19 protein-coding genes and 1 pseudogene are annotated in these 23,696 nt (G+C 73.0%); 15 read left to right on the forward strand and 5 right to left on the reverse strand.

What is annotated here, in order from left to right:
* The first annotated feature begins 48 nt into the window (after nucleotides 1-48).
* The 3 genes from ACIBAD_RS19395 to ACIBAD_RS19405 all read left to right on the forward strand — a co-directional run bounded on the left by ACIBAD_RS19395 (nucleotide 49) and on the right by ACIBAD_RS19405 (nucleotide 3,120).
* Nucleotides 49-714: a DUF4142 domain-containing protein gene (locus ACIBAD_RS19395; protein WP_398907821.1), complete on the forward strand. Its 666-nt coding sequence runs from the start codon at nucleotides 49-51 to the stop codon at nucleotides 712-714.
* A gap of 9 nt (nucleotides 715-723) precedes the next feature.
* Complete coding sequence (locus tag ACIBAD_RS19400) at nucleotides 724-2,139, forward strand: DUF1996 domain-containing protein (protein WP_398907822.1); 1,416 nt, start codon at nucleotides 724-726, stop codon at nucleotides 2,137-2,139.
* A gap of 153 nt (nucleotides 2,140-2,292) precedes the next feature.
* Complete coding sequence (locus ACIBAD_RS19405; protein ID WP_134069603.1) at nucleotides 2,293-3,120, forward strand: sigma-70 family RNA polymerase sigma factor; 828 nt, start codon at nucleotides 2,293-2,295, stop codon at nucleotides 3,118-3,120.
* Between the two features lie 135 nt (nucleotides 3,121-3,255).
* On the opposite strand, the gene ACIBAD_RS19410 is transcribed toward ACIBAD_RS19405, so the two are convergent.
* Nucleotides 3,256-4,479, reverse strand: coding sequence for a helix-turn-helix domain-containing protein (locus ACIBAD_RS19410; protein ID WP_134069601.1), 1,224 nt, complete (start codon nucleotides 4,477-4,479; stop codon nucleotides 3,256-3,258).
* A 526-nt stretch (nucleotides 4,480-5,005) separates the two neighbouring features.
* On the opposite strand from ACIBAD_RS19410, the gene ACIBAD_RS19415 reads away from it, so the two are divergent.
* The 5 genes from ACIBAD_RS19415 (at nucleotide 5,006) to fusA (ending at nucleotide 11,834) form a co-directional block, all read left to right on the forward strand.
* Nucleotides 5,006-6,124 (forward strand): hypothetical protein, encoded by a 1,119-nt coding sequence (locus ACIBAD_RS19415; protein ID WP_398907824.1) that lies wholly within the window; start codon nucleotides 5,006-5,008, stop codon nucleotides 6,122-6,124.
* Entirely contained in the window at nucleotides 6,121-7,569 is a 1,449-nt protein-coding gene (locus ACIBAD_RS19420) for an NADH-quinone oxidoreductase subunit NuoF family protein (RefSeq protein ID WP_134069599.1), read from the forward strand. The genes ACIBAD_RS19415 and ACIBAD_RS19420 overlap by 4 nt, the downstream gene beginning before the upstream one ends.
* Before the next feature lie 154 nt (nucleotides 7,570-7,723).
* Complete coding sequence (locus ACIBAD_RS19425; RefSeq protein ID WP_134074277.1) at nucleotides 7,724-8,758, forward strand: SCO0930 family lipoprotein; 1,035 nt, start codon at nucleotides 7,724-7,726, stop codon at nucleotides 8,756-8,758.
* A 64-nt stretch (nucleotides 8,759-8,822) separates the two neighbouring features.
* A complete protein-coding gene (locus ACIBAD_RS19430; RefSeq protein WP_398907825.1) occupies nucleotides 8,823-9,380 on the forward strand; it encodes a hypothetical protein in 558 nt (185 codons plus the stop codon).
* Between the two features lie 375 nt (nucleotides 9,381-9,755).
* Complete coding sequence (gene fusA / locus ACIBAD_RS19435) at nucleotides 9,756-11,834, forward strand: elongation factor G (RefSeq protein ID WP_398907826.1); 2,079 nt, start codon at nucleotides 9,756-9,758, stop codon at nucleotides 11,832-11,834.
* A 54-nt stretch (nucleotides 11,835-11,888) separates the two neighbouring features.
* On the opposite strand, the gene ACIBAD_RS19440 is transcribed toward fusA, so the two are convergent.
* Nucleotides 11,889-14,306: a SpoIIE family protein phosphatase gene (locus ACIBAD_RS19440; RefSeq protein WP_398907827.1), complete on the reverse strand. Its 2,418-nt coding sequence runs from the start codon at nucleotides 14,304-14,306 to the stop codon at nucleotides 11,889-11,891.
* Between the two features lie 274 nt (nucleotides 14,307-14,580).
* Here ACIBAD_RS19440 and panD point away from each other — a divergent pair, with 274 nt between their 5' ends.
* From panD to ACIBAD_RS19460, 4 genes are all read left to right on the forward strand, one after another.
* On the forward strand, nucleotides 14,581-15,000 hold the full coding sequence (gene panD, locus ACIBAD_RS19445; protein ID WP_048475279.1) for an aspartate 1-decarboxylase: 420 nt from the start codon (nucleotides 14,581-14,583) through the stop codon (nucleotides 14,998-15,000).
* 15 nt (nucleotides 15,001-15,015) lie between these two features.
* Nucleotides 15,016-15,369: a GNAT family N-acetyltransferase gene (locus tag ACIBAD_RS19450; RefSeq protein WP_134069591.1), complete on the forward strand. Its 354-nt coding sequence runs from the start codon at nucleotides 15,016-15,018 to the stop codon at nucleotides 15,367-15,369.
* A complete protein-coding gene (locus tag ACIBAD_RS19455) occupies nucleotides 15,363-15,986 on the forward strand; it encodes an aspartate/glutamate racemase family protein (protein WP_398907828.1) in 624 nt (207 codons plus the stop codon). Before ACIBAD_RS19450 ends, ACIBAD_RS19455 begins: the two co-directional genes overlap by 7 nt.
* Before the next feature lie 188 nt (nucleotides 15,987-16,174).
* The gene (locus ACIBAD_RS19460; protein ID WP_398907829.1) at nucleotides 16,175-16,486 is read left to right on the forward strand and encodes a ricin-type beta-trefoil lectin domain protein; all 312 of its coding nucleotides are present in this window, start codon (nucleotides 16,175-16,177) and stop codon (nucleotides 16,484-16,486) included.
* Nucleotides 16,487-16,940: 454 nt separating this feature from the next.
* On the opposite strand, the gene gndA is transcribed toward ACIBAD_RS19460, so the two are convergent.
* A complete protein-coding gene (gene gndA, locus ACIBAD_RS19465) occupies nucleotides 16,941-18,383 on the reverse strand; it encodes an NADP-dependent phosphogluconate dehydrogenase (RefSeq protein ID WP_398907830.1) in 1,443 nt (480 codons plus the stop codon).
* A 185-nt stretch (nucleotides 18,384-18,568) separates the two neighbouring features.
* Between gndA and ACIBAD_RS19470 the strand changes: the two genes are divergently transcribed.
* A complete protein-coding gene (locus ACIBAD_RS19470) occupies nucleotides 18,569-19,846 on the forward strand; it encodes a transglycosylase family protein (protein WP_398907831.1) in 1,278 nt (425 codons plus the stop codon).
* A 108-nt stretch (nucleotides 19,847-19,954) separates the two neighbouring features.
* Here the strand turns inward: ACIBAD_RS19470 and ACIBAD_RS19475 are convergent.
* Nucleotides 19,955-20,698, reverse strand: a pseudogene (locus ACIBAD_RS19475) (DMT family transporter); the annotation flags it as partial.
* Between the two features lie 270 nt (nucleotides 20,699-20,968).
* Here ACIBAD_RS19475 and ACIBAD_RS19480 point away from each other — a divergent pair.
* On the forward strand, nucleotides 20,969-22,462 hold the full coding sequence (locus ACIBAD_RS19480) for an SDR family NAD(P)-dependent oxidoreductase (protein ID WP_134069579.1): 1,494 nt from the start codon (nucleotides 20,969-20,971) through the stop codon (nucleotides 22,460-22,462).
* Nucleotides 22,463-22,535: 73 nt separating this feature from the next.
* On the opposite strand, the gene ACIBAD_RS19485 is transcribed toward ACIBAD_RS19480, so the two are convergent.
* Nucleotides 22,536-23,063, reverse strand: coding sequence for an HD domain-containing protein (locus tag ACIBAD_RS19485; RefSeq protein ID WP_398907869.1), 528 nt, complete (start codon nucleotides 23,061-23,063; stop codon nucleotides 22,536-22,538).
* Between the two features lie 346 nt (nucleotides 23,064-23,409).
* Between ACIBAD_RS19485 and ACIBAD_RS19490 the strand changes: the two genes are divergently transcribed.
* The gene (locus ACIBAD_RS19490) at nucleotides 23,410-23,586 is read left to right on the forward strand and encodes a hypothetical protein (protein ID WP_166682013.1); all 177 of its coding nucleotides are present in this window, start codon (nucleotides 23,410-23,412) and stop codon (nucleotides 23,584-23,586) included.
* Nucleotides 23,587-23,696 lie beyond the last annotated feature (110 nt).

The following is a 23,696-nucleotide window of genomic DNA, read 5'->3' on the forward strand; positions in this document are numbered from 1 at the left end:
TTCCGTCGGTCGGCCGTCGGCAGCATGTCGGTGGCATCGAGACACGTGATGGCAACCGGCGTAGTGATCGGCGCCCTCGCCTTCACCCTGATCGCGTTGCTGATCCCCGTGCAGAAGTTCGGCGGGTCGAACGCCGCGGCCGCCACCGCTGCGGCGGCCGATGACGACGGCGGCGGGATCCAGAGCACGGCCTTCGGGCCGCTCACCCCCCAGGACCGGGACTTCGTCCGCAAGGTGCGGCTCGCCGGCCTGTGGGAGCTGCCCGCAGGGCGGCAGGCGATGCAGCGCGGCACGCGGCCCGCCATCCGCACCGCCGGGATGCATCTCGTCGAAGGCCACACCGAACTGGACCGCAGGGTCCTGGAGGTGGGACAGGCCCTCGGCATGGAGCTTCCCAGCCGGCCCAGCGCACAGCAGCAGGAGTGGCTCGACCAGCTGGACAAGGCCCAAGGCCCCCAGTACGAGCAGCTGTTCGCGCAGCTGCTGCGCAGGGCGCACGGCAAGGTGTTCGCGCTGGTGGCCCAGATCCGCGCGCAGACCCGCAACTCCATGGTCCGGGCCCTGGCCACGGACGCCAACACCACCGTCCTGGACCACATCACGGTCCTAGAGGCCAGCGGGCTGGTCGACTTCGACGGCCTCGCGGACGCCCAGCCGGGGACCCCCGCCGCCCCCGCCCCCGCCTCCTCCACCGTTTCCCGACCGACGAAGTGAAGTGATCGCATGAGCCAAAAGGGCCACAAACGCCGACTGCGGCCGAAGCACAAGATCCTTGCCGTGATGTCCGCCCTCGCGCTGGGCGGCGGCGCGGTCGTGATCGTCGAACAGGGCGCCTTCGCGGGGCAGGACTCCCGTGCGCCCGTGACCGCCACCATCGACTGCCCCGACGTCGGCGACAAGCTGGAGAACGTCCCCGACCAGGCCCGAGGCGAGGTGGACGCGAACCTCGCGAAGCTCGACACCCAGGTCGCCGACGCCTATCAGAAGCTCTCCTCGGGCCAGGCCCAGGGCAAGGCCCTGCTGGGCGGGCTGAAGCAGCAGCGCGATAAGACCATCACCAACCTGTCCGACGCGCTCGGGAAGGCAGGCCAGAAGCCCGCCGGCCTGCAGGGGCTCAGCGCGTGCGTGATGAAGGAGGCGGCGGCCGCCGACCCGGCGGACGAGCCGGCCCTCGCGAACGGGGCCGACGCCGCCGCCAAGCAGGGCGCACCCCAGCAACAGCAACAGCAGCAGCAACAGCAGCAGCAACAGGCCAAGGGAGGCCCGGCGCGCAGCGACTTCGTCGCCATCGGCACCGTGAAGCCCAATGTGCGCAAGCCGGCGGCCCGCGGCGGCGCCTCCACCGGATCGTTCGCCGTGCAGTGCGGGCGCAACGAGAACGGCCACTTCAACCCCGACAACGTCATCGTCGCGCCCGGTGTGAGCAACGGCGCCCACCACATGCACGACTACGTCGGCAACAAGACCACCGACGCCTTCTCGACGAACAACAGCCTCGCCCAGTCCGGGACCACCTGCACCAACGGCGACCAGTCGGCGTACTACTGGCCGGTGCTGCGCCTGCGCGACGGCAAGGCGGAGAAGGACGCCAAGGCGCCCGGCGGCGGCCAGGACGCGAACATCGGCACGATCCTGAAGCCGAAGCAGGTGACCATCGAGTTCAAGGGCAGCCCCGTCAGCAAGGTCGCGGCGATGCCCCGCTTCATGCGGATCATCACCGGCGACGCCAAGGCCCTCACCAACGGCAACGCCAACGCCAACGCGTCCTGGAGCTGCACCGGGTTCGAGAACCGCCAGCTGAAGGACAAGTACCCGGTGTGCCCCAAGGGCAGTGACGTCGTACGGACGTTCAACTTCCAGAGCTGCTGGGACGGCAAGAACATCGACAGCGCCAACCACCGCACCCACGTGGCCTTCGCCGACGCCAACGGCAACTGCAAGAAGGGCTTCAAGGCCATCCCGCAGCTGGTGCAGCGGATCGTCTACAGCGTGCCGCCCGGCTCCCGCTTCGCCGTGGACAGCTTCCCCGAGCAGCTGCACAAGCCGGTGACCGACCACGGCGACTTCATCAACGTCATGTCGAACGGCCTGATGGCCGGAGCGGTGCGCTGCATCAACGACGGGCGCGCCTGCCGCTGAGAACCTCGGGGCGACGCCGCCCTCCCACCTCCCCCGCGTCGCCCCGAGAGCGGTGCCGGTCCGAAGCCGACTTCGGACCGGCACCGCATACGCGTTTGTGCCACCGCCCGAAGGGGCCTGAGCACGGGCCCTGAGACACACACGAGGAGTGCCATGTCCGGCTCTCGTCACACCACCCCTCCCGAACCCGACCCCGGACCCGGTTCGGGTCCCGAGCCCCCGGACGGGGAGCTCATACTGCGGCTCAGGGCGGCCTACGCCGCCGGCGACGGCGATCCGGCCGCCTGCGAGCTCCTCCACCGGCGGCACCGTGCCGCCGCTTTTGCATGTGCGCGCCGCTGCTCCCGGTCCCCGCAGGATGCCGAGGACCTGGTCTCGGAGGCGTTCATCCGCACGCTCCAGGCCGTCCGCTCCGGAGCGGGCCCGCGGGAGGACTGGCGTCCGTACCTCCTGTCGGTGGTCCGCCGCACGGCCGTCGAGTGGCGGGCCTGCGCCGGCCGGACCGTCCTGACGGCCGACATCGAGGCCTGGTGCCGGCCCGGTCCCGACGGGGACGACCCGCAGCGCCGGCTGCTGGACGGCGAGGACCGCCGGCTCGTCGCCCGCTCCTTCCAGGCCCTGCCCGAACGCTGGAGGGCCGTCCTCTGGCACACCCTCGTCGAGGACGACTGCCCGCACCCCGTCCCGCTGCTGCTCGGCATCACCCCCAGCGCGGTCACCTCGCTGGCCTTCCGGGCCCGCGAAGGGCTGCGCGAGGCGTACCTGCGGGCCCATCTGGACACGGCCGCCGACGACCGGTGCCGCCACTACGGCACCCTGCTCGGGGCGGTGATCCGGCGCCGCGGGACCACGTCCCGCGGCCGCGGTCTCGCCCGGCACCTCGCGGTCTGCCGGTCCTGCTCCCGTGCGTACGCCGAACTGCTGGACCTCAATGCCGCGCTGCGGGCCGGGGCGGCGTCCGCCGTACTCGCGAGCCTGTAGGCCGGTGGCACGCGGCGGCCCCGGTCCCCTCCGCTCCGCGGGGGCGGGGGAGGGGACCGGGGCCGAATCCGTATATAGGGGGAGGGTTGGGGGTTGGGGGTCGGGGGCCGGGGGGCCTGGGGGTCGGGCCGGGGGCTACAGGCCGTTGACGCGGGCCATGCGCCCGACGCCCAGCGGCCGGAAGTCGGTGGTGGCGACGCGCACCTTGCGGCCGACCCGCGAGTGCTGACGGCGTACCTGGGCCATCAGGCGGCGGCTGCGCAGGGCCATTTCGAGCTCGAACCGGGTCCGCGGATCGCGCAGGCCGGGGCCGAAGAGCTTTTCGAGCTGCCGCATGCGGTAGCGCACGGTCTGGGGGTGCACGCTCAGCGCCTTGGCGGCCTCGGGGGCACCGCCGCCCTCAAGCCAGGCCAGAAGGGTCACTTCGAGCCGTTCGCTCTGGCGCGGGGTCAGGTTGGCCAGCGGCCGCAGCCAGCGTGCGGCCAGCGCGTGGGCCAGGGGCTCGTCCTGGAGCAGCATCAGGGTGGAGAGGTGATCGTCGACGAAGAGGGCCCGCGCCTCCAGGCCGGGGCGGTTGGGGGTGAGGGACAGCAGTCGCAGGGCCCACCGCAGGGAGGAAGCGGTGTCGCGGGGGGCGACGGGGTGGCCCACGGCGGCGAACCGGCCGCGCAGCAGGGCCTCCAGCGAGGCTCGGGTCTCCGGATCCGGGCTCGGGACGAGCAGGCAGGGCTGGCCGCCGACCATGCCGGCGAGTCCGTCGTCCAGGACGGCCGCCAACTGCTGGGTCTCGCCCGGGGTGGCGAGGGCGATGGCGCGTATCTCGGCCGGGAGCGGCCAGCCGGCCGCGGCGGCCAGTTCGGAGAGCGCGATTTCAGCCATGGGCATGTCACTTGTAAGGGCGGAGAACAGCTCGCGCCTCGCCCGTTCGGAGCGGGTTCCGAGTCCCTCGCGGGGGACGACCGTCAGGGGGGCCAACTGCCTTCGCCGGCGGGGGTCGCGGAGCTCGGACGGCGGACCGCGATGCTCTTCATCCTCTTCCTCCTCTTCTTCCTGGCCCGGTCGGCCGTGCTCGGCCGCGTAGTCCTCCTCTTCCTCATCCTCTTCGGGGTGGGCGTGCTCCGTGGTCTTGTCCCGCTGTTGCGGCGCGGGTTCGCGGTACCCGAGGGCGGTGAGCAGGGCCACTTCGAGCCGCTGTCTGACCACCTCCTCGTCGAGGTCGTCGACGAGGGCGGAGAACCCGGGGAGCTCCTCCCTCAGCTCCTCCACCATCCCTGCTGTCAGCGCGGGGAGTTCCCTGCGCAGGACCCGGGTCCATTCGCCTCGGGGACGAGCCCAGATGCGGTTCAGAAGTTCGCACATTGTTACCTCGTTCATGCCGGGGTACGGCCTGCCCCGTGGGAGGGTGACAAGCCTGTCGAGGCGGCCTTCGTCCCCCCTCTGCGTCAATGCGGACGGGGGAGTTGAGCACCTCGTACACCCTCCAGGAGAGTGCCATCCACTTGCAGTCCCGCGGCTTTGCCTGAGTTTTGCCGTCGGGGAGGTGTGGTGGCGGACAAGGCGTCACTCCCGTTGCCACCGCACCGTTGGAAGGGAATCTTCCGGGGACGTCCGGTGTGACGATGCCACGCGCGCCAGAACTTGTCACGATTAGATAAATACTGTGGAGGCGTTGCGAAGGTCCACGATGCTTCTGCACTCCGGCCCCCGCTCCCGGTCGGTGGGACCTCATCTCCCGCCCGCCGCGGAGCAGTTCCGTCGACTACCCCGGGCGCCGAGTGCGCGGTGGAGTGCCTCGGGCCTGGGCGTATGGGAGAACTACATGCCCCTGTCCCCAGCCCGTACGCCCCGCTCACACCGGGCCCGCAGCACCAGACGCCATGCCGGCGTGGCCGCTGCCGCGGCCGCCGGCAGGCGGGCCGTCCGGCGGCCGCCCCTGCTGTCCCCCGCCGGAGGCGTACGCCCAGCCACCCTCGTCGTCGGCGCCCTCACGGGCCTGCTCGCCCTGTCCGTGGCGGCCCGGGCGGGCGCCCTGAGCCACTTCTGGGACTTCCTCGACTTCGGGGCGGGCGTCCTCTCGCTCGTCTCGCTCACCTCCGCCGTCCTGTGGGGCCTCGCGGCCACGGACCGTACGGTCCTCACCTCCGGCCACCGGCTGGTCGCCCAGGCGGCCCACCGCGGCCTCGCCGTGGCGGGGCTCGGCTTCCTGCTCCTGCACATCTGGGTCAAGGTCGCCGAGTCGGAGACGGGGGTCGCCTCCGCGTTCCTGCCGTTCACGGACCAGGACCAGCCGGTGCTCATCGGCCTCGGCACCCTGGCCGGATACCTCTTCGTCTCCGTCGCGGTCTCCGGCGCGGTCCGCAGCGCCTTCGCCACCAAGGGCCGCTCCCTGTGGTGGCGGGCCCTGCACATAGGCGCCTACCCGGCGTGGGGCGCTTCCCTGGTGCACGGGCTCAAGGCCGGCCGTCCCGCCAGCGCCTGGGTGACCGTGTCGTACGCGCTCTGCCTGCTCGGGGTCGCCGGCGTGCTCGCCGTACGGCTCCGGGCGAGGCTGCGCGTCGAGCCCGTACGTCCCGTCGCGGCGTCGGCGGCCACCGCCCAGGGCGCCCCGCCCCGGCCCGAGAAGCCGCCGCGGCGGTTCGTCCGGCAGCCCGCGGAATGGGCCGCCGAGCGGCTGACGGCGCGGCTGGCCCGGCAGTCGGGCCGGCGCCCGGTCGCACAGCAGCCCGACCCGGTCGCCGCACCGGCGGGGGCCCCGTTCGTGCCCTCGCCCCGACAGGCCCTGGAGCCCACGACCGAGGTCCTCCAGGCGTACGGCACGACGCCGTACGTGCCGTCGTACGGTGACGATGCGTACGGCGCCGAGTCGTACGGCGCTGATGCGTACGGCGCCGGTGCGTACGGCGGCGACGCGTACGACACGGTGGTGATCCCCAGCGGCATCGGGGCCGGGCCCGGAACGGACCGCCCCGGTGGGTCGCTCGGCGGGATGCGGGGCCGTCAGTGACCTCGATCGTCGATCCCGCCCTCGGGTGCGTCGGCCAGCCCAGGCTGCTGGCCGGACTCGATGTGCTGCCGCGGCTCGACCGCGCCAACCACTCGGTGGTGCACGGCCCGCTCCCGCAGTACACCTCGGGCGATCTCGTGGAGCTCGCCGAGGGCATCGACCTGCGGGGCCGCGGGGGAGCGGGCTTCCCGTTCGCCCGCAAGCTCAAAGCGGTCATCCGCTCCGCCCGGACCAAGGAGGGGCGGACCGCCGTCGTGGTGAACGGCACCGAGGGGGAGCCGAGCTGCCTCAAAGACGCCGCCATGCTGCTGCACTCCCCGCACCTGGTGCTCGACGGGGCCCTGTTGGCGGCCGACGCGATCGGCGCCGAGGAGGTCGCGATCGGGGTGACCAGGGACGACGTGGAGCAGTCCCTGCGGGCCGCCGTTGCCGAGCGCGGTGTGGCCGGCGGCCGCCTGCGCGTCGGCAGGCTTCCCGAGCGCTTCGTCAGCGGAGAGGGCACCTCTCTCGTGAACGGCCTCAACGGGGGGGCCGCCGTTCCGAACGGGCAGAAGGTCCGGACCAGCGAGCGGGGCCTGAGCGGACTGCCGACCCTGCTGTCCAATACCGAGACGTACGCCCAACTCGCCGTCGCGGCCAGGCTCGGGGTGCCGGGATTCCGCTCGGTCGGCCTCGATTCCGAACCGGGCACCGTCATGTTGACGATCAGCGGTTCGACGGTGGTCGAGGCGCCGCTCGGGACATCCCTGGCATACGTCCTGGAGCTGTGCGGCTCGTCGCCGGGCCAGGGCGTCCTGGTCGGCGGGTACCACGGCAAGTGGCTGACGGCTGCGGCGGCGCGGACCGCCCTGCTCTCCCGGGAGTCGCTGTCCTCGCTCAAGGCCACGCTGGGGGCGGGTGCGGTCCTGCCGCTGCCGGAGGACACCTGCCCGGCCGGCGAAGTGGCCCGCGTGATGCGCTGGATGGCGGACGAGACCGCCGGCCAGTGCGGCCCGTGCGTCAGGGGCCTGCCCTCGCTCGCCGATGCCGTGGAGGCCCTCGTGGCCGGGGGAGGCAGGCCCGCCCTGGAGGCGGTCGAGGCGCGGATGCGGGGGGTGCTGCGCCGCGGTGCGTGCAGCCATCCCGACGGAACCTCGGCCTTCATGGCCTCCGCGCTCGCCGTCTTCCCCGACGAGATGCGCGACCACGCCCTGGGCAGCGGCTGCGGACGCCGCGTGCTCGGGGCTCTGCCCCTGCCCGAGGACGAGAACCCCGAACGGCTCGTCGTGGACTGGACGCTGTGCAAGGGCCACGGGCTGTGCGTGGACGTACTGCCCGACGTGGTACGGCTGGACCGGGACGGCTATCCCGCCGAGGCCGTCATGTCGGTCCCCGGAAGGCTGCGGCCGATGGCGCTCCGCGCGGTACGGCGATGCCCCGCGCTCGCACTGCGCATTCAGGAATGAGCCCGCGGTAAACGACCCTCTGCGGCGGGAGTTCAAGCGTTAGCGTGATCTGATAAATTCCCGCTCATTCGAATTCGGTGAACCCGTCAGGCCTTATGAATAAGGCAGTAGAAGAACCCCCCGGGTTCAACCCGAAGGAGTGATCGTGAACAAGATGCGTCGTATCTCATCGGTCGGATCGGTGGCCGTGGTTCTGCTGCTGGCGTCAGGTTGTGGAAGCAGCGACAACGGCGCCGCGCGCAACGCGAATTCCGTACAGCCGGCAGGTGCCGGCAAGGCCCTCGGAGGCGCATACGACACGGGCTACGGAGCGGGCGGCTACGGATCGGACGCCGCCGGCTCCGGGTCGGGCTCGGACCTCGGATCGGGCTCCGGATCCGGCAAGGCCGGGTCGGCGGGGCAGCTGTCCGTACGGGACATCGCGAGCGTGGGCAGCGTGGTCACCGACAGCGCCGGCATGGCCCTCTACCGCTTCGACAAGGACACGCCGCAGCCGCCCAAGTCCAACTGCGAGGGGGACTGCGCCACGACGTGGCCGGCGGTGCCGGCGGAGGACGCCTCGGCCGCCGCCGGCATCGACGCGTCCCTCGTCGGCTCCGTCGCCCGGGCCGACGGCAGCAAGCAGCTGACCCTCGGCGGCTGGCCCGTGTACCGCTACGCGAAGGACACGAAGGCGGGCGAGGCGAAGGGCGAGGGCGTCGGCGGCACCTGGCACGCACTGGCGCCGGACGGCAAGAAGGCGATCGACAAGAAACAGAAGGCGGACGGAAATACCGGAGCGGGCACGGAAATGGGGGCGGGAACGGGGGGCATGGACATGAAGTCGGGTGCGGAGCTTTCCGTCGCCGACAACGAGAAACTCGGCAAGATCCTGGTGGACGGGCAGTGGCGCACCCTCTACCGATTCGACAAGGACAGTGCCTGGCCCATGAAGTTCGGCTGCCTCGGCGCCTGCCTGGATACGTGGAAGCCCGCCCCTGCCGTCGACAAGGCGAAAGCCGAGGGGATTTCCGGCAAGCTGGTCGGATCGGTGAAGCGGCCCGACGGCAGCGAGCAGCTGACGATCGACTGCTGGCCGGTCTACACGTTCACCGGGGACACCGCGCCCGGCCAGGCGAACGGGCACAACAAGCAGGGGCTCTGGTTCGCGGTCACCGCCGAGGGCAAGAAGGTCCCGCCGACGGCGTAGCGCGCTGTCGCCCCCGTTCCGCCCGTTCCGCCCGTTCCGCCCGAACCCTGTGAGGCAGTCAGCCATGCCCCGTTCACCCCGTCCCGCCGCTCGCGCCGCGGCCGCCGCTGCCGTGCTGCTCGCGACGCTGCTGTGCGGCGGCTGCGCCGCCCGGGTGGCGGCCGGTCCACAGGCTCCGTCCGATCCGAGCGCCTCCCCCGCCGCGGCCTCGGCCGCCCGCCCCGCCCAGCTCCAGGACATCGCCGACGCCCTCGGCTGCACGCCCGAGATCACGGTCGACGCGGAGGAGCTCCGGGAAGGGGCGTGCGGTTCGGGCCAGGAGGGCTTCCGGATGGCCACCTTCACCAGCGAGCAGGGCCGGCAGACCTGGCTGACCGAGGCCCAGATGTACGGCGGCACGTACCTCGTCGGCCCCACCTGGGTCATCACGGCGGCCTCCGCCGAGGTCCTGGCCGGCGCCCACACCCGCCTCGGCGGAACGATCGAAACGGCCTCCGGCCACGGCTCCTCCCCCCACGACGCGGCGCACGACCCCGCGCACGACGCTTCGCACGACCCCTCGCACGAGGCAGGCACCCCCCACGCCGCCGGGCACGACTCCCCGAGCCCCGCCGCGTCCTGAGGGGGCGTCCGGCCCGGCCCGCAGCCTTAATTGCGGTGCCGGGCCGTCGGCGTGTCCCTACACTCGCTCTCATGCCGCCACGGGACGTGGTGCGCACTTCGTCGACGAGAGGGGAGCCGGGCCGTGTGTCACCGCATCGCCGTGTTCGCTCCCCGGTCCCGGTACGACGTGATCCTGGTGTCTCCGTCTTCCCGATGACGGCTGCGCGGCCGCCATCGGATGTCCGCGACGACTGACACGACCCTTCCCCCCAGAGCGTCCTCGCACGCCCTGACGGGAGCCGGTACGCCCCGGTACGCCCTGATCTGCCCGGGTACGTCCTTCGTCCGGAAATCGCGCCGCCCTCTTCTCGACCTTCCAGAAAGACCTCGGGCCATGCGCACCCACCTGAACCCCTCGACCACCGTCCGCAATATCGGCATCCTCGCGCACGTCGACGCCGGCAAGACCACCGTCACCGAGCGGATCCTCTACGCCACCGGGGCCACCCACAAACGCGGCGAGGTCCACGACGGCACGACCGTCACCGACTACGACCCCCAGGAGCGCGACCGCGGCATCACCATCTTCGCCGCCGCCGTCAGCTGTACCTGGGACGGCCACCACGTCAACCTGATCGACACACCGGGACACGTCGACTTCTCCGACGAAGTGGAGCGCTCCCTGCGCGTACTCGACGGAGCGGTCGCGGTGTTCGACGCCGTCGCGGGCGTCGAACCGCAGAGCGAGTCGGTATGGCGGCAGGCCGACCGCCACGGCGTGCCGCGCCTGGTCTTCGTCAACAAGATGGACCGCGTCGGCGCCGACCTCGACCGGGCGGTCGCGTCCGTACGGGAGCGGCTCCACGTCGTTCCGCTCGTCGTCCAGCTGCCCATCGGGCAGGAGGGCGGGTTCCGCGGGACGGTGGACCTCGTCCGCATGCGGGCGCTGCTCTGGGGCGCCACCGCGGACGCGTTCGAGGCGGGTCCCGTACCCGACGCCCTGTACGAGGAGGCGCGCAGCCGCCGCCGACTGCTGGAGGAGCGGGTCGCGGAACTCCACCCGGCCGCCCTGGAGGAGTACTGCGCCACCTCGGCGCTCTCCGCCGCCACGCTGACCGCGGCACTGCGCGACCTGACGCGGAGCGGTGAAGGCGTCGTCGTGCTCTGCGGCTCGGCCTACCGCAACCGCGGGATCGAGCCGCTGCTGGACGCCGTCGTGTCGTACCTCCCCTCGCCGGCGGACATGCCGCCCGTACGGGGGACCCACGGCGCGGCGGTGGAGGAACGGGCCGCCGACCCGTCGGCGCCGTTCGCCGCGCTGGCCTTCAAGGTGACCGCGACGGCGACCGGACGGCTCACCTGTCTGCGGGTCTATTCGGGAACGATGAGGAAGGGGGACACCGTGCTGGACGCGGGCACCGGCCGCACCGAGCGGATCGGACGGATCCTGCGCGTCCAGGCCGACCGCCACGCCGAGGCGGACCAGGCCGTGGCCGGGGACATCGTCGCGGTGGTCGGGCTCAAGACCACCCGTGCCGGGTCCACGCTGTGCGCACCGCAGGCGCCTCTCGTACTGGAGCCGCCGCGGGCCGCCGCGCCGGTGGTGTCCGTGGCGGTCGAGGCGGGCAGCGGCGCCGAGACGGGCCGGCTGTCCGCGGCGCTGGCCAGGCTGGTCGAGGAGGACCCGTCGCTGGTGGTGCGGACGGATCCCGAGACGGGCCAGACGGTCCTCTCGGGAATGGGCGAGCTGCACCTGGAGGTCGCGGTGGAGAAGATCCGCCGCAGCCACGGGCTGCGGATCGGCGTGGGCCGCCCGCGGGTGGCGTACCGGGAGGCCGTCGTGCGCGGGGTGTCGGGGCTGGTGTACCGGCACGTCAAACAGGACGGCGGCGCGGGCCAGTTCGCCCACGTGGTCCTCGACGTCGAGCCCCTGGCACCGGATGCGGAGCGGGCCGGCGACGGCGCGTTCGAGTTCCGCTCGGCCGTCGTCGGCGGGCGGGTGCCGCAGGAGTACGCCCGGGCCGTGGAGGCGGGCTGCCGGGACGCGCTCGCCGAGGGCCCCCTCGGCGGTCATCCGGTGACCGGGCTCCGCGTCACCCTGACCGACGGGGCCACGCACTCCAAGGACTCCTCGGAGATGGCCTTCCGGGCGGCCGGCAGGTTCGCGCTGCGCGAGGCCCTGAGGGCCGCCGCGATGGAGCTGCTGGAGCCCGTGGCCGAGATCGTGGTGACCGTACCCGACGACGCCGTCGGCGGGGTGCTGGGCGATCTGGCCGCCCGGCGCGGACGGGTCTCGGGCTCGGCCGCACGGGCCGGCACCACGGCGGTCACCGCCACCGTGCCGCTGGCCGAGCTGTTCGGCTACGCGTCCCGGCTGCGCAGCCGCACCCAGGGCCGGGGCACGTTCACCACCCGGCCCGCGGGCTACGCCCCCGTACCGGTGGCGGCGTACCAGCAGGCCCTGTCGGGCTAGTGAGCACGCCCGTACCTCCGGTCGCCTCGGCGGCCGGGGGTACGGGCGCAGCCGTCAGCCCGTGGCGGGGGCGGCGGCGTCCGCCTCCTCCAGGTACCCCTCGGGGAAGGGCTGTTCGGCCCAGATGGTCTTGCCGCGGGCGTGGTAGCGGGTGCCCCACAGCTGGGCGAGCTGCGCCACCATGAACAGCCCGCGTCCTCCCTCGTCGGTCTCCTCAGCGCGCCGTACGTGCGGGGAGGTGCTGCTGCCGTCCGACACCTCGCAGATCAGCTCCCGGTCGCGGATCATCCGCAGCTGGATCGGCTCGCTGCCGTAGCGGATGGCGTTGGTGACCAGTTCACTGACCACCAGCTCCGTGGTGAACTCCAGCTCGTCCAGGCCCCATGCGGCCAGCTGCCGCGTCGCCAGCGTGCGGGCGCGGGCCACGACCTCGGGCTCGGCCGGCAGCTCCCAGGTGACGTGGTGCTCGGCCGGCAGCTCGTGCAGACGCACCATCAGCACCGCCACGTCGTTCTGCGGCAGCACCGGGAGCAGCCGCCCGATCACCGCGTCGCAGGCCTGGTCGAGCCCGTGCGGCGGGGTGAGCGCGACGCCCGAGAGCGCCTCCGGGAGCCGTTCGAGGCCGAGGTCCACGTCCCGGTCGGGCGCCGCGACCAGGCCGTGGCTGTAGAGCACGAGGACGTCCCCGTCGCCCAGCGTCACCTCGGCGCTCTCGAACGGCGATCCACCGAGACCGAGGGGAGGCCCGGGCGGCAGGGCCACGACGGCGGCCTCCCCGCCCACCGGCGCGAGCACGGGCGGCGGATGGCCCGCGCACGCCACGGCCAACTGCCGCGTGATCGGGTCGAAGACGGCGTACGCGCAGGTCGTCCCGGCCGCACCGCCGGGGCGCGACCCGCCGGCCCCGTCCTGGCCGTGCTCGTCCACGAACCGGTGGATCTGGTCGTCCATGTACGAGAGCAGCTCGTCGGGGGAGAGGTCGAGGTCCGCGAGGGTCCGTACCGCGGTCCGCAGCCGGCCCATGGTCACCGCGGCGTTCAGGCCGTGCCCCTGCGCATCGCCCACCACCAGCGCCACCCGCGCGCCGGACAGCGGGATCACGTCGTACCAGGCCCCGCCCAGCTCCGCCTGTCCGTGCGCGGGCAGGTAGCGGGTCACCGCCTCCAGCGCACCGAGTACGGGCAGCCGCTGGGGCAGCAGGCTGCGCCGCAGTGCCAGGGCCGCCGTCCGCTCGCGCGTGTAGCGGCTCGCGTTGTCGATGCACACCGCCGCGCGCGCCGCGATCTCCTCGGCCAGCAGGACGTCGTCCGGCTCGAAGCCGTGGGCGCGCGAGTGGCGTACGAAGACGGCGGCGCCGAGCACCGCGCCGCGGGCGGACATCGGTACGAGCAGCCAGGAGTGGACTCCGTACGCACGGACCCGCTCGGCCTGCGGCGGGTCGACCGGGGCGAGCTCCGCGATCAACTCCTCGCCCGTCAGCAGCAGCGGTTCTCCGCTGGCCATGGCCCGGGTGAAGAGGGATCCCGGCCCGGAGGTGAAGGGGTCCGGGTCGCCCGTCGCGACCGCCGCCTTCACCGGGCTCCCGGGTAGGGAGGACGTCGCCGCGCGCAGCAGGGTCACCGCCTCGCCCACCGGGCCGACGAGCGGGTCCTCGCCGCCCAAGACCGAGCCGGGCAGGTCGACGTACGCGTGGTCGGCGAACTCCGGTACGGCCACCTCGACGAGCTCCTGCGCGGTGCGCAGCACGTCCAGGGTGGTGCCGATGCGCGTGCTCGCGTCGTTGACCAGCGCCAACCGCTCGCGCGCCCGGGCCCGTTCGGTCACGTCGGCCACCGTGTGCGCGAGGGCGATCAGCTCGCCGGAGCTGCTGCGCAGGGGGAGGATGGTCTCGGACCAGACGTGCTGCCGGTCGGGATCGCCGCGCAGCAGCCCCCGCACCTCGGTCTGCACCAACGCCTCACCGGTCTCCAGGACGTGGCGCTGGCGCGCTTCGAGGGCCGCCATGTCCAGCAGGTCGGGCGGTGCCACCTCGGACATCGTGCGCCCGACGAACTCCTCGTTCGCGAAACCCGCGCCGCGCCGCAGCGCGTCGTTCTGCGCGATGAAGCGCAGCCGGGTGTCGAACACGTCAATGAGGAAAGGGGACTCGGTGAACAGCCCCCTGATCAGGGCCTCGCTGAGCTCGCGCCGCTGCGTCGCGTCGGTATCGGTCGCCTGGATCAGCCACTGCCGCTCCCCGGCCGTGGACGTCATGGGCCGCGCGTGGAGCGCGACCTCGACCCCGCGCCCGCTCCGGTGCCGCAGTACCGCGTGGCCGAGCTCGGAGCGCGCGAGCAGCAGATCGGCCCCGCGCCACCCGTGCACCTCCCGGGCGGTGTACCCGAGCAGCCGCTCCGCCCCCGGCCCCCAGCCGATGACCACGCCGCGCGCGTCGAGCAGGGCGTACGTCTCGTCGCCCGGTTCCGCAACCACGCCGGAGGCATCGTGGAACGCCGGGTCGTGCATCACTGCGCCCCACTTCCCGATCCGCGGAACGACTCTCTGCGTCCTGCTTCCGATTATCGCTCTGCGTCACCGCTTGTGCAGCATGGGTCGAGCCCCGCCGGAGCCCCCCCGCCATCCCGCTGCCCGAGCCGGGCCCGGTCTGGTCCGGGGGCCCGCGGCTGCGTAGGCTGGCCCCGCCCTTGCGAGGCGGCCCTCGACCTGCACACCGCAGGCGGGGAGCAGACACACCGGGAGTTGCCCCATGCTGCGCACCATGTTCAAGTCCAAGATCCATCGGGCCACGGTCACCCAGGCCGACCTGCACTACGTCGGCTCCGTGACCGTCGACGCCGATCTGCTCGACGCGGCGGACCTGCTGCCCGGGGAGCTCGTCCACATCGTGGACATCACCAACGGGGCGCGGCTGGAGACGTACGTCATCGAGGGCGAGCGCGGTTCCGGGGTCATCGGGATCAACGGCGCCGCCGCACACCTCGTGCACCCCGGGGACCTCGTCATCCTCATCAGCTACGCGCAGGTCGAGGACGCCGAGGCAAGGGCGTTGAAGCCGCGCGTCGTGCACGTCGACGCGGACAACCGCATCATCGAGCTGGGTGCGGATCCGTCCGCCCCGGTGCCGGGAACGGACCAGGAGCGCAGCCCCCACGCGGTGGCTGTCTGAGGGGAGTCGGGGATCATGTCGCAGACCGGGGCCATCGGGTTCGAGGACGACCGCGAGGCAGGACGGCTGCTCGCCGTCGAGGACGGTGAGGTGGTCGGCCTCATCGCGTACTTCGTGCTCGAAGCGGCGCCCCACGCGCTGGTGGCGGTGCACACCATCGTCGAGCCGGGGCACGAGGGGCGGGGCATCGCCGGGGACCTGGTGAAGGCCTTCTACGGGATCGCCGCCGCCGAGGGGGTGCCCGTGGTCCCGCTGTGCCCGTATGCGGCCAGCTGGGCCGGACGCCACCCCGACCAGGCGCCCGAGGCGCCGGCCGGGGTCGTCGCGGCGGCGAAGGCCCAGCTCGACGCGAGCCCCGACCTGTGGTGACGCCCCTGACCCTGGTGCACACCTCGCCGGTGCACGTGCCGGTCTTCGACGCCCTGCGGGACCGGGACCACCCCGGCGCCGTACTGCGCCACCTCGTGGTGCCGGAGCTGCTGGACCGGGCCCGTACGGAGGGCCCGGACGCGGTGGCTCCGGCCCTGCGGGCCCTGCTGGCCGGCTCCGGCGGCCCGGTCCTCGTGACCTGCTCGACCATCGGCGCGGTCGCGGAGGCCCTGGAGCCGGAGCTCGGCGTCCCGGTCCTCCGCGTCGACCGCCCGATGGCCGCGGAGGCCGTCCGTACCGGCCCGCGCGTCGCGGTGCTGGCCACCGTGGAGTCGACACTGGCCCCGACGGCCGCCCTGCTGGAGGAGGAGGCCGGGCGGGCCGGCCGCCGCGTCTCGATCACCACGCACCTGATCGCGGAGGCCTGGCCCCGCTTCGAGGCCGGCGACACCGCCGGCTACCTCACCCTGGTGGCCCGGGCGGCCGACGCCGTCACCGACGCGGACGTCATGGTCCTGGCCCAGGCCTCGATGGCGGACGCCTGCGCCCTGGCCACCACCCCCACCCCGATCCTGTCCAGCCCGGCCCCGGGCCTGGCCGCGGCCCTCGCCCCCTGACAGCCGCAACGGCCCGTAGTCGAGCGACACCTCGGGCTGCAGACCGCCGTGGTGCCGGGGGTGCTGACCTGCGGCCGGTACAAGGTCAACGGAGCCCCGGACTACTTCGGCGGCTTCACCGGCGGCGTCGGCAACCTCGCCGCCTTCCCCTACGCGGCGCCCCTGACCGCCCCGGCGCCATGGGCCCGATGTCCCTGTCGGCCGAGCCGAGCCACTGCCTGGACGACGACAACGGCCGCACCCTGGACGGGAACAGGATCCAGGCCTGGGACCGCAACATGATCAACGGCGGCGACGCCCAGAAGTTCGAGATACGGGCCGACGGCACCATCCGCGTCGCGGGCAAGTGCATCGACCCGCCTACGCCGGCACCGCCAACGGCACGCTCATCTGTGGCTCTACCCCTGCAACGGCAGCTCGGCCAGCAGTTTCGGCCCCACGCCGGCGGCACGATCTACCACCCCGAGTCGGGCCCCGCTGCCTGGACGCCGGCAACATGAACACCGGCACGCAGCTCTACCTCCGGGACTTGCAACGCCACCAACCCCCAGCGCCGGACCATCCCGACAGCGAGCACCGCCCCGCTGCCCGTACCTCTCTGGTGACGCGCGGCACCGACTGACCGCACGCGGGTGCCCCGGCGCCCCGCTGCACGACCGCCCCGGCGCGCGAAGCGCCGGGGCGGTCACTCGTATGGGCCCCCTCCGCCGGGCGTAGCAGGGCGGATCCGGGGAAGGTGGGGCTCATGGTGCGAAACGTAGAGATGACGGAGCCGCCCGTCCCCGGACCCGGTCCGGTGCCGCCCGGGCCCGGCCCGGGGCCCTTCCCGGATCCCGAGCCGATTCCGCAGCCCGTGCCGCCCGTGCCGGCGCCGGTGCCGGAGCCCGATCCGATCCCGCCGCCGCCCGGACCCGCGCCCATTCCGCAGCCCGGGCCGCTGAGCGGGGAGCCCGCCTAAGCCGTACGGATCTCGGAGCGGTCGCCGCTCCAGAGGGTGTGGAACGAGCCCTCGCGGTCGGTGCGCCGGTAGGTGTGCGCCCCGAAGAAGTCCCGCTGGCCCTGGGTGAGGGCCGCCGGGAGCCGCTCCGCGCGCAGCGCGTCGTAGTACGCGAGGGACGCGGAGAAGGCGGGCACCGGGATGCCGTGTGACACGGCGGCCACCAGGACGGCACGCCAGTCCTCCTGGGCCTCGCCGATCTCCTGGGCGAAGCCCGGGTCCGCCAGGAGGCTCGGCAGGTCCGGCTGCGCGTCGTACGCCGTACGGATCCGGTCCAGGAACGCCGCCCGGATGATGCAGCCGCCCCGCCACAGCGAGGACACCGCGCCCAGGTCCACGCCCCAGCCGTACTCCTCGCTGCCCGCCCGGATCTGGTGGAAGCCCTGCGTGTACGAGACGATCTTCGAGGCGTACAGGGCCTGCTCCACCTGGGCGGCGAAGGCGTCGGCCGCCTCCGCCGACAGCGGCGAGGCCGCCGGGCCGGCGAGTCCCCGGGAGGCCGTACGCAGGTCCGCGTGGCCCGAAACCGCACGGGCGAAGACCGCCTCCGCGATCCCCGACACCGGAACGCCCAGGTCCAGCGCGATCTGCACGGTCCAGCGGCCGGTGCCCTTCTGCTCCGCCGCGTCGGCCACGACGTCGACGAACGCCTGCCCCGTCTCGGCGTCCGTGTGGGCGAGCACCTCCGCCGTGATCTCGATCAGGTACGAGTCCAGCCGCCCCCGGTTCCAGGTCCGGAAGGTCTCCGCGATCCGCGCGGGGGAGTAGCCGGCGATCTCGCGCAGCAGGTGGTAGGCCTCGGCGATGAGCTGCATGTCGGCGTACTCGATGCCGTTGTGCACCATCTTGACGAAGTGTCCGGCGCCGTCGGGGCCGACGTGCGAGACGCACGGCGTGCCGTCCTTGGCCTTCGCCGCGATCTTCTCCAGCATCGGACCGAGCGACGCGTACGACTCGGCGGAGCCGCCCGGCATGATGCTCGGGCCGAGCAGCGCGCCCTCTTCGCCGCCCGAGATGCCCGCGCCCACGAAGTGGATCCCCTGCTCGCGCAGCTCCTTCTCGCGCCGCCGGGTGTCCTCGAAGTGGGCGTTGCCGCCGTCGATGATGACGTCGCCCGGCTCCAGCAGCGGGGCGAACTCGTGGATCACGGCGTCGGTCGGCTCACCGGCCTTCACCATGATGATCAGACGGCGCGGCCGCTCCAGCGCGTCCACGAACTCCTTCGCGGACTCGGTGGCGACGAAGTCCCCCTCGTGCCCGAACTCCTCCACGAGGGCGGTGGTCTTCGCGGCCGTGCGGTTGTGGACGGCGACCGTGAAGCCGTTGCGGGCGAAGTTCCTGGCGAGGTTGCTCCCCATCACCGCGAGCCCGGTGACGCCGATCTGGGCCGTGCTGCTCATGCATGCGCTCCTGAGTGCTTCGATGTGCGGGTGGGAGCGACGCTACATGGGCAGAGATGCCGCAAGCCGTCCCGCCATGCGAATCAATGTCAACTTCCCACGGCGTACGCCCTGTTGCGCCCCTTGTCATGTTCTGATCGCGCCGTTAGGTTGTGCGGTTCCTGATGTCTTCAATGGGGGCTCCCATGGGTGTACGGGGTCGGCATCGCCGGTACCAGCCGAGCAGCATCAACCGCGCCTCGCTCGCCGTCACCGCCGGTGGCGCGGGGTTGGCGCTCCCTCTGATCGGCGCCGGAACCGCCCACGCAGCCTCGGTGGACACGTGGAACAAGGTCGCGGACTGCGAGTCCACCGACAACTGGCACGTCAACACCGGCAACGGCTACTACGGCGGGCTCCAGTTCAGCCAGAGCACGTGGCGCGCCTTCGGCGGCACCGCGTACGCGGCCCGCGCCGACCTGGCCACCAAGGACCAGCAGATCGCGGTGGCCGAGAAGGTCCTCAAGGGGCAGGGGCCGCAGGCCTGGCCGGTGTGCGGGAAGCAGGCCGGGCTCTCGCGCAGCGGCCCCGTGCCCGCCGTCTCTCCGCAGGGCCAGGGCAAGAGCCAAGGCCAGGGCGTGAAGGTCCAGGTCCAGGTCCAGGCCAAGGAGGCGAAGGCCGCCGCCCCGCCGGCCGCCCCGCCCCGCCCGACGGGGACCTCGGTCCTGCCCAACCCGTACGTGGTCGCGCCCGGCGACTCCCTCTCGGCGATCGCCACCGGTCAGCACGTCGAGGGCGGCTGGCAGGCGCTGTACGAGACCAACCGGGCCACCGTGGGGAGCAATCCGAACCTGATCTTCCCCGGTCAGCGGCTCACCCTGCGCGTCACCGCCGCGCCCGCCCCGCCGGCCGCACCACCGGCGCAGAACCCCGAGAAGCCGCCGCGGACCGCGGAGCCGGTCAAGCCGGTGGAGCCGAACGCGCAGAAGCCCACCGAGAAGCCCGCGGAGAAACCCGCCGCGAAACCCGCGGAGAAGCCCGCCGCGGCTCCCGCCTCAGCGGAGCAGCAGCGGGCCTCGGGCGGCTTCGTCGCCCCGGTGGACGCCGGCATCGGCACCGCGTACCACGTCGCCGGATCGTCCTGGTCCAGCGGCTACCACACGGGCGTCGACTTCCCCGTCGCCACCGGCACCTCGGTCAAGGCCGTCGGCCCCGGCTCCGTCGTGTCCGCCGGCTGGGCGGGTGCGTACGGATACCAGGTCGTCATCCGCCACGCCGACGGCCGGTACTCCCAGTACGCCCACCTGTCGGCGCTCGGGGTCAAGGCCGGGCAGGAGGTCTCCGGCGGGCAGCGGATCGGCCGCTCCGGATCCACCGGCAACACCAGCGGACCGCACCTCCACTTCGAGATGCGCACCTCCCCCGGCTACGGCTCCGACATCGACCCGCTGAAGTACCTCCGCGGCCGCGGCGTCGGCATCTGACCCCCGTACGTGCGGCGGCACGACCGTGAGCACGATCAGGCCGGCCGCCGCCAGCACGGCGCTGGCCAGGGCCGCAGCCGTGCCCGCCGCCCCGAACCGGAAGCCCTCGTCGAACAGCGAGATGCCGACCGCCGCCGCGACCACCGGATTGACCACGGTCAGCGTGGCCAGCGGCGCGGTCAGCCCCGCGCCCCGATAGGCCGCCTGGGAGAGCAGCAGCCCGCCCGAGGCCAGCACGGCGACCGCCGCCAGATCGGGCCACACGGAGCCCAGCGCGCCCGGTGAGAAGGCGAAGTCCTCGGCGTTCTCGGCCACCGACTTGGTGAACACGGAGGCCATGCCGAAGGCCGTACCGGCCGCGACCGCCAGCAGCACACTGCGCAGCACCGGCCGGTGCATCCGGTGCGCCGCCAGGAACAGCACAGCGACCCCGGCCCCGGTGGCGATCAGCAGCAGGCTCCGCTCCCCGCCCGCCAGCGGCTGGTCCGCGTCCCGGTCCCCGCCCGTCAGCGCCAGCAGCCCGGCCAGCCCCACCGTGGCCAGCACCGCGCCGCGCCAGGCCGCCGCACCCGCCCGGCGGTGCACGAAGAGGGCCGCCATCGGCAGCGCGAACACGATGGTCAGCGCACCGAGCGGCTGCACCAGGCTCAGCGGCCCGTACGCGAGGGCCACCACGTGCAGCAGGGCGCCCGTGCAGTTCAGCCCGACCGCACACCACCAGCCGACCCGGCGCAGCGGCGCGTACGGGCGGTCGGGGGTGCTCGCCGCGACCTGTTCCTGGACGATCGCGCCGCCCGCGTACGCGACGGCGGACACCAGGCAGAGCAGGACCGACAGCGCAAGGGCACTCATGATTTCCACAATGCCCGACCCCAGCGGCCTATTCCTCCCCCTGCGGGTGGTCGCGGGCGATACTCCGGCGATACCCCAGGCATACTCCGAAAGGAGTACAGGGGCCCTGCGGCGGCACCGCCCGGCCTGGCCCACGGTGATGGCTCCGTAGCGGTGCGTGAGGCGCCGGACGACGGGTTTGGTTCCGGGCACGTCGGATCCGTACAGTGGCGGTTTTGGGGACTTCCGCAGAGGCGGATGCGGACGAGTGAGCAAGGAACGGCAGCGGCCATGACGGTGACCGAAGACAACCACGTGAGCGCGGACGACCACGCCTACGGGCCGGGCATCGACCCCGACCGGCTGGCGCTCTGCCTCAGCGTGCTCGAGGAACTCGACAAGATCGACGTCGACCACCCCGACGCCATCACCGTACGCCGCGCCACCGCCGGCCTCTACCGCACGGTCAAGCAGCGCCGCCGCCAGGAGCGCCGCGCCGCCAAGACCGCCAACGACAAGGCCGTCACGGAGGCGACCGCGACCGGCTCCGCCGAGCGCATCGACGACGAGACCGAGGGCATCCTGCCTTCCTCGGTCACGGAGGCCGGCCGGATCGCCGGGATACTCCAGCGCCCGCGCTCCTGCTACATCTGCAAGACCCGGTACGTCGAGGTCGACTACTTCTACCACCAGCTCTGCCAGCCGTGCGCGAGCCACAACCGCGCCAAGCGCGAGGCCCGCGCCGACCTCGCCGGCAAGCGCGCGCTGCTCACCGGCGGCCGGGCCAAGATCGGCATGTACATCGCGCTGCGACTGCTGCGCGACGGCGCCCACACGACGATCACCACCCGCTTCCCCAAGGACGCCATCCGCCGCTTCAAGGCGATGGAGGACTCGGCGGAGTGGATGCACCGTCTGGAGGTCGTCGGACTGGACCTGCGCGACCCGGGGCAGGCCGTGGCGCTCGCCGACCAGATCGCCGAGGCCGGTCCGCTCGACATCCTGATCAACAACGCGACGCAGACCGTGCGCCGCCTGCCCAGCGCCTACGCCGCGCTGGTCGAGGGGGAGAGCGCCCCGCTGCCGGCCGGCGAGCTCCCCGCCCACCACGTCATCGGCGCGTTCAACTCCGGCGCGGTCGACGGCCTGGCCGCGCTGCCCGTCGGCGTGAGCGGGCTCGACGCGCAGAAGGTCGCCGACCTCGCCCTGGTCGCGGGCAACGCCAGCATCGAACGGCACCTCGACGGCACCGCGATCGACGCGGGCGGCCTGCTGCCCGACGTCGTCGAGACCAACACCTGGGTGCAGACCATCGACCAGATCTCCCCGGTGGAGCTGCTGGAAACCCAGCTGTGCAACTACACGTCGCCGTTCATCCTGATCAGCGCGCTCCGGCCGGCGATGGCCGAGGCCGCCCGCAGGGCGTCCAGCGGGCGTGCGTACGTGGTCAACGTCTCCGCGATGGAGGGCGTGTTCAGCCGCGGCTACAAGGGCGCCGGGCACCCGAACACCAACGCCGCCAAGGCCGCGATGAACATGGTGACGCGGACCAGCGGCCAGGAGATGTTCCAGACCGACGGCATCCTCATGACCTCGGTCGACACCGGCTGGATCACCGACGAGCGCCCGCACTTCGACAAGCTGCGCCTGGCCGAGGAGGGTTTCCACGCGCCCCTCGACCTGGTCGACGGCGCGGCCCGCGTCTACGACCCCGTCGTGCGCGGCGAGGCCGGCGAGGACCTGTACGGCGTCTTCCTCAAGGACTACGCGCCCGCCAACTGGTAGGCCCGTCTCCGGTCGCCCCACCGCCTCGGCCCCGTGCCCCGGTCCCCTTCGAAGGGGCCGGGGCGCGGGCGTGTCACGGCGTGCGCTCGTACGCCCTCGCCGCCACCAGCTCCAGGACCGGACGCCAGTCCTCCATCACGCCCGCGTCGAGCCCGACGACCTTGCCCGCGTCATCCGCTTGGCGCAATGTCACCGCCGCTTCCGCGTCGGGGTCGGCCGCGAAGGCCCGGACCTCCGCCTCGTCCATCAGCCCGCCCTGCGCCCGCAGGGTCAGCGCGCTCTGCGGGGACAGTGCCCGGTCGGGCTCCACGGCCGCCAGGTAGCGCTTGGCCGGCACGTGCAGCCGCACCAGCCGGGCCACCCGCTCGCCGAGCAGCGGGCGGATCGCTTCCGCCGCGTGGTCGGCGTGTCCCGCGTCGTCCCCGGGGGAGAGCAGGTGGCCCAGGTCGTGCACGAGCCCGGCGACTTGGAGCTCCTTGTCGAACGGATGCGAACGGCGCAGCAGTGCCGCAGTCTGGAGCCCATGATCGTGCAGATCGACCGGGTCTCCGCTGCGGTCGGGCGTGTCCCACGCACCGCGGCACGCGAGCAGCAGCTCCATCAGCTCCTCGGTGCTGTCGACCCTCGGTACCCCCGGCACTCCGGACCTCGCCGCCACCGTCGCTCCCTCCGCCGCCTGTACCCCAGTCGTGTCACCGGCGTCGAGCAGACCACCCGAGCCGGTCACATCGGCGTACGACTTCCTGAACTCGCGGAGAAATCCAGCCGTCGAGCGGATTTTGCCAATCCATCGAGCGGGGGCGCGCTCATATGTGTACTCTGAGTGGCACAAGACGGCCGTATCCAGGCCACGCTCCACCAAGGCGCCACCGCGTCCGGAAACCCTTTATCCCTTGTGCCCGGCGCGCGGCTCGCCCGCCGGGTTACGCGACACAAAGGAGTGCGCGGTGACAGACACGACGACGAAGTCCGACGAGACGCTGAGGACGCACCCGGCCGGACGGTTCCGTCCGCACGCCGACGAGCTCGGAAGCCTCGAAGTCTGGGCCCGGTCCGCCCCGATCCGACTGGCCGGCTACGAGGACGACCTGGCGGAGCCCCACATCCTCCCCGGCATCGACTAGGCCGACGCCACGCAGACGCCACGCAGCGCCCCCGAGCCCATCGGCGACCGGGGGCGCGGTGCTGCGCCGACGCCGACCGCGCGGGCCCGTGGAGGGGTTCCCGTCGGCCG

The sequence above is a fragment of the Streptomyces sp. NPDC051109 genome, from assembly GCF_044455885.1.
Classification (GTDB): domain Bacteria; phylum Actinomycetota; class Actinomycetes; order Streptomycetales; family Streptomycetaceae; genus Streptomyces.